Source organism: Streptomyces sp. NPDC059524, assembly GCF_042749255.1.
In the GTDB taxonomy this organism is placed as follows: Bacteria; Actinomycetota; Actinomycetes; order Streptomycetales; family Streptomycetaceae; genus Streptomyces; species Streptomyces xanthii.
In genome coordinates this window covers 1454-15373 of record NZ_JBHYTK010000178.1, presented here as the reverse complement: position 1 = coordinate 15373, position 13920 = coordinate 1454, and the positions used below count along the sequence as shown (strand labels likewise).

10 protein-coding genes and 1 pseudogene are annotated in these 13920 nt (G+C 70.5%); 3 read left to right on the top strand and 8 right to left on the bottom strand.

From position 1 onward, the window contains the following. Nucleotides 1–56: 56 nt before the first annotated feature. The 8 genes and pseudogenes from ACFW9D_RS33460 to ACFW9D_RS33425 form a co-directional block, all read right to left on the bottom strand. On the bottom strand, nt 57–647 hold the full coding sequence (locus ACFW9D_RS33460) for an ATP/GTP-binding protein (protein WP_188336662.1): 591 nt from the start codon (nt 645–647) through the stop codon (nt 57–59). Next, nucleotides 628–1206 carry a DUF742 domain-containing protein gene (locus tag ACFW9D_RS33455; RefSeq protein WP_188336661.1) on the bottom strand — a complete coding sequence of 193 codons (579 nt, stop codon included), beginning with the start codon at nt 1204–1206 and terminating at the stop codon, nt 628–630. Before ACFW9D_RS33455 ends, ACFW9D_RS33460 begins: the two co-directional genes overlap by 20 nt. 93 nt (nt 1207–1299) lie before the next feature. Further along, nucleotides 1300–1713, bottom strand: a complete 414-nt coding sequence (locus ACFW9D_RS33450) for a roadblock/LC7 domain-containing protein (RefSeq protein ID WP_005311461.1) — start codon at nt 1711–1713, stop codon at nt 1300–1302. Between the two features lie 10 nt (nt 1714–1723). Next, nucleotides 1724–5028: pseudogene (locus ACFW9D_RS33445) on the bottom strand (nitrate- and nitrite sensing domain-containing protein). A gap of 372 nt (nt 5029–5400) precedes the next feature. After that, complete coding sequence (locus ACFW9D_RS33440) at nt 5401–5988, bottom strand: ATP/GTP-binding protein (RefSeq protein ID WP_188336659.1); 588 nt, start codon at nt 5986–5988, stop codon at nt 5401–5403. After that, nucleotides 5969–6379, bottom strand: coding sequence for a DUF742 domain-containing protein (locus ACFW9D_RS33435; RefSeq protein WP_384628305.1), 411 nt, complete (start codon nt 6377–6379; stop codon nt 5969–5971). The genes ACFW9D_RS33440 and ACFW9D_RS33435 overlap by 20 nt, the downstream gene beginning before the upstream one ends. A 174-nt stretch (nt 6380–6553) precedes the next feature. Continuing rightward, on the bottom strand, nt 6554–6967 hold the full coding sequence (locus ACFW9D_RS33430) for a roadblock/LC7 domain-containing protein (RefSeq protein ID WP_003951074.1): 414 nt from the start codon (nt 6965–6967) through the stop codon (nt 6554–6556). Nucleotides 6968–6976: 9 nt separating this feature from the next. Further along, entirely contained in the window at nt 6977–10660 is a 3684-nt protein-coding gene (locus ACFW9D_RS33425; protein ID WP_384628302.1) for a nitrate- and nitrite sensing domain-containing protein, read from the bottom strand. Nucleotides 10661–11219: 559 nt separating this feature from the next. Here ACFW9D_RS33425 and ACFW9D_RS33420 point away from each other — a divergent pair. The 3 genes from ACFW9D_RS33420 to gltX all read left to right on the top strand — a co-directional run bounded on the left by ACFW9D_RS33420 (nt 11220) and on the right by gltX (nt 13759). Continuing rightward, nucleotides 11220–11408, top strand: coding sequence for a hypothetical protein (locus tag ACFW9D_RS33420; RefSeq protein ID WP_188336656.1), 189 nt, complete (start codon nt 11220–11222; stop codon nt 11406–11408). A 97-nt stretch (nt 11409–11505) separates the two neighbouring features. Next, nucleotides 11506–12291: a fumarylacetoacetate hydrolase family protein gene (locus tag ACFW9D_RS33415; protein WP_384628299.1), complete on the top strand. Its 786-nt coding sequence runs from the start codon at nt 11506–11508 to the stop codon at nt 12289–12291. Next, a complete protein-coding gene (gene gltX, locus ACFW9D_RS33410) occupies nt 12275–13759 on the top strand; it encodes a glutamate--tRNA ligase (protein ID WP_384628296.1) in 1485 nt (494 codons plus the stop codon). Before ACFW9D_RS33415 ends, gltX begins: the two co-directional genes overlap by 17 nt. Nucleotides 13760–13920 lie beyond the last annotated feature (161 nt).

The following is a 13920-nucleotide window of genomic DNA, read 5'->3' as shown; positions in this document are numbered from 1 at the left end:
GCCTCTCCCAGGAGAGGCGGGGCCTTTCTCGTATGTGCCGTGCGGGCCGGGTTCCGCTACCGCAGACGCGCCATGAGCGCGTGCTCCACCAGCGTGATCAGGGCCGACTTGGCGTCCGCGCGGTGGCGGGCGTCCGTCGTGATGATCGGGGTGTCCGGGCCGATCTGCAGCGCCTCGCGGACCTCGTCGGGGTTGTACGGCTGATTGCCGTCGAAGCCGTTGAGGGCGATGACGAACGGCAGGCCGGAGTTCTCGAAGTAGTCCACGGCCGGGAAGCAGTCGGCCAGGCGGCGGGTGTCGACGAGCACGATGGCGCCGATCGCGCCGCGCACCAGGTCGTCCCACATGAACCAGAAGCGGTCCTGGCCGGGGGTGCCGAACAGGTACAGGATCAGGTCCTGGTCCAGGGTGATGCGGCCGAAGTCCATGGCGACCGTGGTGGTCGTCTTGTCCCCGGTGTGGGTGAGGTCGTCGATGCCCGCGGACGCGGACGTCATCACGGCCTCGGTGCGCAGAGGGTTGATCTCCGACACGGCGCCCACGAAGGTCGTCTTGCCGACGCCGAACCCGCCGGCCACCACGATCTTCGCGGACGTGGTGGAACGACTTGGAGTTGCCGGCCCTCCGCTAGAGCTTGCGAAGTCCACTGAGCACCCTTTCGAGCAAAGTCACGTCTGGCTGGCCGCCGGCGCTCTCGTCGCCGCCGGGCTGATGGATGGCGACCAGGCCCGCCTCCGCGAGGTCGGCGACGAGAATCCTGGCCACACCGAGAGGAATGGTCAGCAGGGCCGAGATCTCGGCCACCGACTTGATCTCCCGGCACAGGTTGCAGATCCGCTGGTGCTCGGGCAGTTGGCCCTGCAACTGGTGCGGCTGCGCGGTGGTGTGCACCAGCGCCTCGATGGCGAGCTGGTAGCGCGGCCTGGTGCGGCCGCCCGTCATGGCGTACGGACGCACCAGGGGGTTGTTCGCAGCAGGCGCGGGCTTCGCGTCGGGACGCGGTTGCGGCTGCACAGGCTGGATGCGCGGCGCGTGCGGCTGGTCGTAGGGACCGGGCTGCCGCATCGGCCGGGCGTGGCTGGGCGCAGCGGGGAAGTCGTACCGGTTCTGCGAACCGTCGCCGCCCACGCCGGCCTGGCCCTGGGCGGGGCCATAGGGCGGCCAGTTGGCGGACGAACCGCTCGGGGGTGTTGCTGAACCAGACACGTACTCCTCCTCCGACTGCGCTGGGCACCATCACTGTGGAGCCGCGTCCCGAAACCTTACGGCCACGAGGCGCGAAAACGCACCGCTTGTCTACTAGTTGAGAAGGCTTCCCTGAAGCTCCGCGCGCAGGTCGGGGGTGAGAACCGAGCCCGCGCGGTCGACAAGAAGTGCCATCTCGTACCCAACGAGGCCAATGTCCGCCTCGGGGTGTGCAAGGACGGCGAGAGAAGAACCGTCAGAGATGGACATGATGAACAGGAATCCCCGCTCCATCTCCACAACTGTCTGGTTCACCGCGCCACCCTCGAAGATGCGGGACGCGCCCGCGGTCAACGAGGTCAGACCCGACGCGACGGCCGCCAGCTGGTCGGCACGGTCACGGGGGAACCCTTCGGACATCGCCAGAAGGAGTCCGTCGGCGGAGACCACCACCGTGTGGGACACCCCGGGGGTGTTGTCCACGAAGTTGGTGATCAACCAGTTCAGGTTCTGTGCCGCCTGGCTCATCGGGCTCACACTAACGCTCCTGGTTGTAGGTGCTGTCAGGCTCATCGGGAGACCCGCTGACCTGGCCGTTCGTCTTCATCACTGCTGGTACTGCAACTGCTGGTACTACGACTTCCGGTACTGCAACCGCCGTCACTGCTGTTCGCCGCCGCCCTCGCTGCGGCCCCGCTGCACGCCACGGCGCAGGTTGCTCAGTCTGCCGCGAACGTCCTCGGGCGCGCGGGAGATCTGGGGGCCGCCCTGAGGCGTCGACTCCGCCGTGCCCTCGACCAGGTTGGCCTTGGGCACGCGCCGGGGGAGACCCGAGGAGGTGACTCCGCCCGCCTTCGGCTTCTTGAGCTGCTCCGCACGCTCCCACCGCTCGTCGTTGGCCGAGCGCCAGGTGTCGTCGCCGGTCGTGGAGTCCCCGGCCGGGGCCTGCGCGGGCTCCTGGCGCTGGGGTGCGCCGCCCCGGCGCGGGAGACCTGCATCGGTCAGCGCGTGCGGGACGGAGGGGGAGGGCCCGGCCGACAGCGGACCGTGCGGGTCGAAGGATACGCTCTCCGGCTCCACGGCGTCAGTGCCCTGGACGGATTCCGCTTCAGTCGGGTACGAGGCCGGGAAGCCGCCCTGGAACTCGCCCTGATAGCCGTCCTGGGCCTGCCATTCGGCCTGCGGGGCAGACTCCTCGTACGGGCTGTACTGCTCCTGAGCCGGTTCCGCATAGCCGCCGTGCGGGCCGTAGTCCGGCACCTGGCCGTGCGGGTCGCCGGCCTGCGGGCCCGGTCGGCCCGCGGCGAATCCGTCGTACCCGCCCTGGGACTGTCCGTCGTAGGCGGGCTGCTGCTCGCCGTAGACGTCCTGACGCTGATCGGCGTAGCCGGAATCCTGGCCGTGGTCGTAGCCGACCTGCTGATCGGCGTAGGCGGACTGCGGCGCGTACGCGGTGTCGGGCTCCGCCTGCTGCGGGGCGACCTCGTCGCGGAACAGCGGGCGGCCGTCGGGCGAGTGGCCCGGTTCGGGCGTGTGGGCCTGGGCCTCGAGCGCCGCGCGGCGCTCCTCGCGCATCAGCGAACGGCCGACCGGGTCGAGCTCGCGGGCGTCGTCCGGGACCTCGTAGCGGCTGTCGTCGAAGCCGAGCTCGGCGGCGGTGCGCAGCGGAGCCTTCTCGAAGGCCGGCTGCTGCGGAATCATCGTCGAGACGGTGAACTCGTTCTGGTCGTGCGCCTGCTGACCGCCACCACCGTGGGTGATCCCGTCCGGGAGCATGACCAGCGAGGTGGTGCCGGCCTGCTCGCCCGAGGGGCGCAGCTGGACGCGGATGCCGTGCCGGTCCGACAGGCGGCCGACCACGAAGAGGCCCATGCGGCTGGAGATCGCGGCGTCCACGGTCGGCGGGTTCGCCAGCTTGTGGTTGATGTCCGCGAAGTCCTCGGCGGTGAGGCCGATGCCCTTGTCGTGGATCTCGATCATGACGCGGCCGTCGGGGAGACGGGTCGCGGTGACGCGGACCTTGGTCTGCGGGGAGGAGAACGTCGTCGCGTTCTCCAGGAGCTCGGCGAGCAGGTGCACGAGGTCGGTGACCGCGCGGCCGTGGATCTCGGCCTCCGGGACGCCGGACAGCTCGACGCGCTCGTACTGCTCCACCTCGGAGGAGGCGGCGCGCAGCACGTCGACCAGCGGGACCGGCTGGTCCCAGCGGCGGCCGGGCTCCTCGCCGGCGAGGACCAGGAGGTTCTCGCCGTTGCGGCGCATACGGGTCGCGAGGTGGTCCAGGCGGAAGAGGTTCTCCAGCTGGTCCGGGTCGGCCTCGTTGTTCTCCAGGTCGGTGATGAGGGTCAGCTGGCCCTCGATCAGCGACTGGTTGCGGCGCGACAGGTTGGTGAAGATCGCGTTGATGTTGCCGCGGAGCAGGGCCTGCTCGGCGGCGAGCCGGACGGCCTCGCGGTGCACCTGGTCGAAGGCGCGGGCGACCTCGCCGATCTCGTCGCTCGTGGTGATCGGGATGGGCGTGACGCGGGTGTCGACCCGGCCCGGGTCGGTGCGCGAGAGCTGGTCGACCAGCATCGGCAGGCGCTGCTCGGCCACGTCGAAGGCGGCGGTGCGCAGGCGGCGCATGGAGCGCGACATCTGGCGGGCCATGAGACCGGCGAGCACGACGGCGGCGAGGAGCGCGACGACCACGGCGACGCCGATGACGATGGCTTCCTGCTTGGCGTCGTCGGCGATGCCGGACGCCTCGTTCACGGCCTTGTCCGCGAGATCCGACTCGATCGTGCGGTAGGCGTCGAACTTCGCCGTGTTGACCGCCCACCAGTTCTGGGCGGTGATGCCGCCCTGCGCGAGCGCGAGGCGGGCCGCGGGCTGGGTGCTCGGCATCGCGACGATGCCGGCCACCATCTCGGTGGGGTCGGCCGGCGGCGGCACGTAGGAGGGGTCCTTGGCCTTGGCCGCGGCCGCCTGCTTGGCGCCGTCCGTCTTGAGCTGCTTCTGGGCCTGCTCGAGCTTGGCCAGGTCCTCGGGGGTGCCACCGCCCTTGTACTCCTCGATGGCGATGCCCTCGAGGTAGGCGTAGCTGCCGAGCGCGGTGCGCTGCTTGGCGAAGCTCTCCCGGGTCGGGCCGGGCTTCACGAGCAGGTGCATGCCGATGGAGCGCTCGAGCGAGAGCGCCGCCTTCGACAGCGAGATCGCGTAGACCGTGCGGCCGTAGCTCGTGATGTTTCCGGTGCCCAGACCGAGCTCGTTGGCGAACTCCATCAGCGGGTGCTGGATCTGGACGTAGCCCTCTTCGGTCTGCGTGCCGGGCAGCTTGGAGGTGTAGGCGGCGGCCCGCAGCTTGTCCAGGCCGCCCTCGACCTTGTTGAACCCGTCCAGGCGCCGCTTGAGGCCCTCGGTCTGCGGCATGTTCTGCGCGGCCGCGCGGAAGGCCGTCGCGGCGCGGTCCGTCGCCTCACGGGCCTCGATGACCTTGGGGTCGTCCTTCTTGCCCTGGAGCAGCGGGGCGGCCGTGACGTCGCGCTCCTCGATGAGGAGGTTGCCGTAGGTCAGGGACGCCTGCACCAGCCGGGCCGTGCTCTCGGCGTCCTGGGCCTCGTGCCAGGTGTCGATGGAGTTCTTCACCTGGAAGCCGCCCATGACCAGACCCACGATCACGGGTATGAGCAGGATCGCGTTCAGCTTCGTGGGCACGCGCCAGTTGCGCGGCGACATCCGTCCGCCCGACGGTGCCGGCGCCGCGGCCTCGGCCACCGGTGCGGCCTCGGCCGCTGTGCGCGGCGGCGGGGTGAAGTTGCCCCGTGCCGAAGCCGGCTCGGGACTGTTCTTGCTTCGCCTCACTCGACCAACAACCTCTCGGCGGTCGGCACCTACACGTGCCGCTGTGTGTCTCCAGGCCCGTTCTTACTGGGCAGTTCAGCGCATTCCAGCACGTCAGGAGGCGCACTTCCAAACAGTCGGAACCGGAAGCTCCAGGACGCCGTCCCCCCAGATAAAACGGGCATAAAGAACGAGCCCCGCCAAAAGGCGGGGCTCTTGTGAGCACAGTGGAGCCAGGTGTGCGCGACCCGTGTCGGTGCCCGTGGAATTCTCTGTCGAAACGTTATGAACACAGTGGCCCCGCGTGTCAAAGGCCACACGGGCCTGCGCGGAGCCACTGACAACTACCGTACGGATCTTGTCACTTGGTGGCCTACTTGCGACCGTTTCCCGTTACTTGAGGCGGGCCATCAGCGCGTGCTCCACCAGCGTGATCAGCGCGCTCTTTGCATCCGCACGGTGCCGGGCGTCCGTCGTGATGATCGGGGTGTCCGGACCGATCTGCAGCGCCTCGCGGACCTCTTCCGGGTTGTACGGCTGGTGCCCGTCGAAGCCGTTGAGGGCGACCACGAACGGCAGGCCGGAGTTCTCGAAGTAGTCCACGGCCGGGAAACAGTCCGCGAGCCGGCGCGTGTCGACGAGGACCACGGCGCCGATCGCGCCGCGCACCAGGTCGTCCCACATGAACCAGAAGCGGTCCTGACCCGGCGTGCCGAACAGGTACAGGATCAGGTCCTGGTCGAGCGTGATGCGGCCGAAGTCCATGGCGACCGTCGTGGTCGTCTTGTCCCCGGTGTGCGTGAGGTCGTCGATGCCCGCGGACGCGGACGTCATCACGGCCTCGGTACGCAGCGGGTTGATCTCGGAGACCGAACCCACGAACGTGGTCTTGCCGACGCCGAAGCCACCGGCCACCACGATCTTGGCCGAGGTCGTCGACCGGGGAGCCCCGGTCGCGCCGTCAGAGCTTGCGAAGTCCACTGAGCACCCTTTCGAGCAGAGTCACGTCCGGCGCACCGCCGTTGTTCTCGTCGCCACCCGGCTGGTGGATGGCGACGAGGCCGGCCTCCGCGAGGTCCGCGACGAGGATCCGGGCCACACCGAGAGGCATCGAGAGCAGCGCCGAGACCTCGGCGACCGACTTCACCTCGCGGCACAGGTGGCAGATGCGCTGGTGCTCCGGGAGCAGCGTCTGCAGCGCCGCCGGATCGGCGGTCGTCGACACGAGCGCCTCTATCGCGAGCTGGTAGCGCGGCCGGGTCCGGCCGCCGGTCATCGCGTAGGGACGGACCAGCGGCTGGTCGCCCTCATGACCGTAGCTGTCGGCAGCGGCGCTGCCGTACGGATCGTGAGGAGCGGTGGGCGGGGTCATGGATCCTCCGGGCGGGACGGCGGGCCGGGGGCCTGCCGTCTGAGGGTGGGCCGGTGGGGGGATTGTGTGACGGCCGGACGTGGGTCGGAAGGGGATTGGGTGTTCGCTCTGGATTTTGTGGCGGGTGGTGCGCCAGACTTCTGATGTGGCCGGGGTTACCGGCCGTCACCCCCGTCAGTGCAGCAGGCTGCCCTGCAGCTCCGCGCGCAGGTCCGGGGTGAGCACGGCGCCCGCCCGGTCGACGAGCAGCGCCATCTCGTAGCCGACGAGACCGATGTCGCACTCGGGGTGCGCGAGCACGGCCAGGGACGAGCCGTCAGAGACGGACATGATGAAGAGGAAGCCGCGCTCCATCTCCACGACCGTCTGATTCACCGGCCCGCCCTCGAAGATGCGGGACGCACCGGCCGTGAGCGAGGTGAGCCCCGACGCCACGGCCGCCAGCTGGTCCGCGCGATCGCGCGGGAACCCCTCGGACATCGCGAGCAGCAGACCGTCCGCGGACACCACCACTGTGTGCGAGACACCCGGGGTGTTGTCCACGAAGTTGGTGATCAACCAGTTCAGGTTCTGTGCCGCCTGGCTCATCTGACTCAACTAACGCTCCTGCTGGTGAGTGGGGCGGGGGTAGCTGCCCGTCTGACCGGTGCCGTTCGCCTGCCGGCCCTGCTGGATGCCCCGACGGAGATTGGTCAGGCGCCCCCGCACGTCGTCGGGCGCGCGGGAGACCTGGGGACCCGCCTGGGTCTGCTGCTCCTGAGCCGTGCCCGCCACGAGGTTCGCCCGGGGGACACGACGAGGCAGACCCGAGACGGTGACACCGCCGGCCGCGGGCTTGCGCACCCGCTCGGCCTGGCGCATCAGCTCGTCGTTCGGGGACTGCCGCCAGGACGCGGGGTCCTGGCCGGGGTCGGCGGCCGTCGCCGGGCGCGAGGGCGCGGCGGCGGGAGTCTGCGGACGCTGCGGCTGGAACGGCGTCTGCTGCTGCGGGGCCTCCGCCGGGCGCGGGGCACCGCGCTGCGGCAGGTCCTGCTGCTGCGGCTGCTGGGGCTGCTGGGGCCGGCGCGGGGCCTGCTCCTGCTGGCCCTGGCGCCAGTTCGTCTCCAGCGTGTCGAACAGCGGCGTCCGGTTGTCGACCGGGCCGTTGGCTGGCGGCAGGTACTCGTCCTGCGTGGGCTGCGCCGGGATGCCCTGCTGCTGCGGCGGGAACGGACGCTCGAACTGACCGGTGGACGACGGGTCGTGGAACCCGTTCGTCTGCGGAGCCGGACCGTTCGGCACGCCGCCGTAGACGTCGGGGCGGGCGAAGGCGCCCGTGCCCTGGTCCTGGACCGGAGCCGGCCGCGGCGCGTCGAAGTCGGGACGGGCGAACTCGGCCGTGGCGCCCGGACCCTGCCGGTCGTCACGCACCGGCGGGAACTGGGTCGTGGAGTCCGGCTCGTCGTGACCGCGCGGGGCGTCGAGGTGCGGCTGCGCGTTCTCGTCGCTCCAGCTGGGCGTGCGGGGCTGCGGGTTGCCGCCCGGCAGCTCGGCACGCGGACCGCCGCGCGGCGGCAGCACCGGACGGCCGCCCTGCGGCTGCTGCGCGGCCGGCCCGTTCGGGTCGGCGTGGGTGCGCTGCTGCGGCGGGACCGGACCTCGCATGCCGGAGTCGAAGAGACTGCCCGTGTTGGACGGACCCTGCGGGTTCTGGGCGCGGACGGGCTGCGGGGCCTGCGGGCGCTGCGGAGCCTGGGGGCGCTGGGGTATCTGGGGGTGCTGAGGGTTCTGCTGCCCCTGCGGCAGCCCCTGCTGCCCGTTCTGCTGCGGATTCTGCGGGTACTGCTGACCCTGCGGATTCTGCTGGCCCTGCGGGTTCATCTGGCCCTGCGGGTTCTGCTGAGCCTGCGGGTTCTGCGGCCCCGTAGGACCGCCGTCCCGGCTGGGCAGCGCCGCACGCGGGCCACCGGCACCGGCGCCGACCTGCGGACGTGCCGCCGACGGACCGGCACCGAGCCGGCTCGCCGAGCCGCCCGCCGCCCCGCCGCCCTGCACACCGCGGCGCGCGGCCGCGACACCGGCGGCGGCCTGCGCGGCGGCCGGACCGCCGGACTGGCCGGGGGCCGGCTTGCCGGGAGCCTTCTTGCCGCCCTGCGCGACGTCCACGGGCAGCATGACCAGCGCGGTCGTACCACCGGAGTCGGACGGGCGGAGCTGGATGCGGATGCCGTGACGCTGCGACAGACGACCGACCACGAACAGACCCATGCGGCGCGACACCGAGACGTCCACGGTGGGCGGCGACGCGAGCCGCTCGTTGATCGCCGCGAGGTCCTCGGGCGACAGACCGATACCCGTGTCGTGGATCTCGATCAGCACACGGCCGTCGGGCAGCGCGTGACCGGTGACCTTGACCTTGGTCTGCGGCGAGGAGAACGAGGTCGCGTTCTCGAGCAGCTCGGCGAGCAGGTGCACGAGGTCGTTGACGACGCGGCCGGCGACATCGGTGGCCGGCACGGCGGCCAGCTCGATGCGCTCGTACTGCTCCACCTCGGACGCCGCGGCACGCAGCACGTCGACGAGCGGCACGGGCCGCGTCCAGCGACGGCCGGGCTCCTCACCGGCGAGGACGAGGAGGTTCTCACCGTTACGGCGCATGCGGGTCGCGAGGTGGTCGAGCTTGAACAGCGAGGACAGCTGGTCCGGGTCGGCCTCACGGGACTCGAGCTCGGAGATCAGTGACAGCTGACGCTGGATGAGGCCCTGCGAGCGGCGCGAGAGGTTGGTGAACATCGCGTTGACGTTGCCCCGCAGAAGGGCCTGCTCGGCGGCGAGGCGGACCGCCTCGCGGTGCACCTCGTCGAAGGCCGCGGCCACCTTGCCGATCTCGTCTCGGGAGTGCACACCGACCGACTCCACGGACGTGTCGACGTCCTGCGGGTCGGACTCGGAGAGCTCCTTGACGAGCTCGGGCAGACGGTCCTGGGCGACCTTGGTCGCGGTGTCCTGCAGCCGGCGCAGCGAGCGGATCATGGACCGCGCCACGACGAAGGCGCCGACGAGCGAGACGCCGAGCACGAGGAGGATCAGCGCACCGTTGATGATCGCGGAGCGCTCGGACTCGTTGCGCAGCTCGCGGGCCTGCTGCTCCATCTCGTTGAGCAGCGTCAGCTCGATGCTGGACATCTGCTGGATGCGGGAGCTGTCGGCGTCGACCCAGTCGCGGTACGAGCGCTTGTCCTGGGTGCGCAGACCGTTGCGGTCGCGCAGCACGCGCTCGGCGTAGCTGTCGGCGGCCTTGATGGTCGCGTTGTTCTCGTCGAGGGGCTTGAGCAGCTCCTCGGCGGCCACGTTGCCGTAGACGCTCTTGAACGAGTCGAGCTGCGAGTCCTGGTTCTCCTGCGCGGCCTTGGCGTACTGCCGGTCCGTCTCGGAGAGCGAGCCGTAGCTCTTGCCGTTGGGCGGCAGCGCGGCGGCGATGATGGCCCGCTGCTCGGACGCGTACTCCTTGGCGGACGAGAAGGCCGCCAGCGCGCGGGTGCGCTGGATCATCTCGGGGCTGCTGGTCGCCTGCGCCATGTCGGTCGACAGGGAGAGCAGCTGGTTGATGATGCGCGAGTACGCCTCGACGGTCTGCGAGGAGTTCTTCGGGTTCTTGTACGCGTCCTGGCGGATCTCGTTCAGACCGATGAGGTCACGGGCGATCTGCACGGCGTGCTCGCGCACACCGTTGAGGCTGCCGGCGCCGCCGTCGCTCTCGATGTCCGTCGTGCTCTGCAGGAACGTGTCGCGGGCGCGCTTGGTCTTCTCGCGCGCGGCCTTGATGTTGAAGTCCTCGTTCGCGTTCGCGCCGTTGGCGAGCGGACCCGCGGACTGGTCGCGCTCCTCCTGGAGCGCGGAGGCCAGGTCGGTGGCCTGCTTCGTCATCTCGGTGAGCAGCTTCATGTTGTCGAGCTGCTCGATGTCCCCGAGGGACTCGGCGATACGCAGCGCGCCCAGCGAGGTCGCGGCGACCACGGGGAGGGCGAGCAGCGACACCAGTCGCGTCGAGATGCGCCAGTTGCGCAGGGCCATGCGCGAGCCGGGGCCCGTGGGGCCCTTCGTCTTCACCGACGGCGCCGCGGGGGCGGTCGGGCCCTCGGACATGCCGGGGCGCCCGTCGCGCTCCGGGCCGTCGACGGACGCGGTGCGTCCCGGGTTCTGGGCGTGCGGGGGCTGGGAACCGCCGGCTATCGGGCCGGTCCCGCCGCGCGGCTCCGGCTCCGCCGCAGCGCTGCCATCCCTGTTCTTACGTCCCTGCACTAGCGTCGCAACCTCTGGACCAGGCGCCCGTCCGCGAGAGCGGACAAGGCGGTGTCGGCGTAGTTCGAGGGGCGACCTGAAACGCCCCCCTGTGGTCGTGAGTGACCGGCGCTGGCTCCCCCTTCCCGCCGCTGCTCGGCGCTGAAGCGCGCCCCCGTGCGCCGGTTCGATACCCGCGGCGGTCCCGGGAATTCCAGCACAGTGCAGGATCTCCAACAAGGGCAACGGGATCTGGCACATCTTCCGTGACACCAAGTGAAGGGAGGGTTACGAGGTGTGGAAGATGATCTAGGGAAAACCGGACGATCAGGGACGTTGTACGTACGGGCAGGGGGTGTCCCAGTCGCCATGATCGGGAGCGGAATGGCGGCTTCAGGTACGGAATGTCCGGTTCTCCATGCCTGATCGGCCGCCCGAAAAGCCCCATTTGGACACCCCCTCGTGAGCAAACTCACACAAGGACGATCACAACTTCCCGGCTTTCGACGGGAATCAGATGTTTAGCCTGACGCTTTGCAGGGATGGCCCATCCGACGACCGAAGGTTCCTGAGCACTCTCATGAAGACGACGACCATGTTCCACAAGATCGCCAACCCGCGCCGCACCACGCTGGCGCACCTCGAGGACGCCGACGAGCTCCAGGCCGCCCCCGCCCTCCCGGAACACTCGGTCGACCTCCCGTCGAACACGGCCAACCCGAAGCGCACGATCCTCATGGTCGCCCCCGAGGTCGTCCCCGCCGCCTGAGGCCGCCCGGCCTGTCAACCCCCGAAGCGATAGCCTGGAGCCCGGTCGACCCAATCCCGGGCCCATCGCAGAACGTGACAAAGGGGCGCAGCCACCCGTGCGGATCGCCAGATTCTCCATCGACGGAAACGTCGCCTTCGGCGCGGTCGAGGGCGACAAGCCCGACGAACTGGTGCTCGACATCATCAAGGGCATCCCGTTCGCCGACTTCGAGCTGAGCGGCACCAAGGTCCCGGTCAGCAAGGTCCGCCTGCTGCCCCCCGTGCTCCCGAACAAGGTCATCGCCTTCGGCCGCAACTACGCGGAGCACGCGAAGGAGCTGGGCAACGAGGTCCCGGACGCCCCCTTCGCCTTCTTCAAGCCCTCGACCTCCGTGATCGGCCCCGGCGACGCCATCCAGTACCCCTCCTTCTCCGAGGAACTGCACCACGAGGCCGAGCTCGCCGTCGTCATCGGCCGCATGTGCCGCGAGGTCCCGCGCGAGCGCGCGAACGACGTGATCCTCGGCTACACCGCGGCCAACGACGTGACCGCCCGCGACGTGCAGAAGCGCGAGAAGCAGTGGGCCCGCGCCAAGGGCTTCGACACGTCCTGCCCGCTCGGCCCCTGGGTCGAGACGGACCTGGACCTCAAGGCCGCCTCCGACCTCACCATCCAGTGCACGGTCAACGGCGCGCAGCGCCAGCTCGGCCGCACGTCGGACATGATCACGCCCATCGCGGACCTGATCGCGAACATCTCCGAGGCCATGACCCTGCTTCCGGGCGACGTCATCCTCACGGGCACCCCGGAAGGGGTCGGCCCCCTCAACGTCGGCGACGAAGTCGCCGTCACCATCGAAGGCATCGGCACTCTCACCAACAAGGTTGTCAAGCGTGGCTAGCGCACCTGTACGCGTCCGTTTCTGCCCCTCGCCCACCGGTAACCCCCACGTGGGCCTGGTCCGCACCGCCCTGTTCAACTGGGCCTTCGCGCGCCACAACCAGGGCACTCTCGTCTTCCGCATCGAGGACACCGACGCGGCCCGCGACAGCGAGGAGTCGTACAACCAGCTCCTCGACGCGATGCGCTGGCTCGGCTTCGACTGGGACGAGGGCCCCGAGGTCGGCGGCCCGCACGCGCCGTACCGGCAGTCGCAGCGCATGGACATCTACAAGGACGTCGCCGACAAGCTGGTCGCGGCCGGCAAGGCGTACCCCTGCTACTGCTCCACCGAGGAGCTCGACGAGCGCCGCGAGGCCGCCCGCGCCGCCGGCAAGCCGTCCGGCTACGACGGCCACTGCCGCGAGCTGACCGCCGAGCAGATCGCCGCCTACGAGGCGGAGGGCCGCAAGCCGATCATCCGCTTCCGGATGCCCGACCGCACGATCACCTTCACCGACCTGGTCCGCGGCGACATCACCTACGAGCCCGAGAACGTGCCGGACTACGGCATCGTCCGGGCCAACGGCGCCCCGCTCTACACGCTCGTCAACCCGGTCGACGACGCCCTCATGGAGATCACCCACGTCCTGCGCGGCGAGGACCTGCTGTCCTCCACCCCGCGTCAGATCGCGCTCTACGACGCGCTCAAGGACCTGGGCATCGCCAAGATCACCCCCGAGTTCGGCCACCTGCCGTACGTCATGGGCGAGGGCAACAAGAAGCTCTCCAAGCGCGACCCGCAGTCCTCGCTCAACCTGTACCGCGAGCGCGGCTTCCTGCCCGAGGGCCTGCTCAACTACCTGTCGCTGCTCGGCTGGTCGCTCTCGGCCGACCGCGACATCTTCTCGATCGAGGAGATGGTGGCCGCCTTCGACGTCAAGGACGTCCAGCCGAACCCGGCCCGCTTCGACCTCAAGAAGTGCGAGTCGATCAACGGCGACCACATCCGCCTGCTCGACCCCAAGGAGTTCGCGGCCCGCTGCGAGCCCTGGCTGAAGGCCCCCGTCGCCCCCTGGGCGCCGGAGGACTTCGACGAGGCGAAGTGGGCGGCCATCGCGCCGCACGCGCAGACCCGCCTCAAGGTCCTGTCCGAGATCACGGACAACGTGGACTTCCTCTTCCTGCCCGAGCCCGTCTTCGACGAGCCGAGCTGGACGAAGGCCATGAAGGAGGGCTCCGACGCCCTGCTGAAGACGGCCCGCGAGAAGCTCGAGGCCGCCGACTGGACCTCCCCGGAGTCCCTCAAGGAGGCCGTCCTGGCCGCCGGCGAGGCCCACGGCCTCAAGCTCGGCAAGGCCCAGGCCCCGGTCCGCGTCGCCGTCACCGGCCGCACGATCGGCCTGCCGCTCTTCGAGTCCCTGGAGATCCTGGGCAAGGAGGAGTCCCTGGCCCGCATCGACGCGGCCCTGGCGAAGCTCACCGCGTGACGTCCGTCATGTGACGCACCTCGCGTGCGGCGTGGGGGGGCGGGACCCCCCCCCCGGGGGGGTGGGGGGGGGCGCCTCTGGGGCCCCCCGCGCCCCCCGCGGTCACCCGCGCCGGCGCGGGGGGGCCCCCCCCCCCCCCAGCGGGGCGGGCGGGGCGCGCC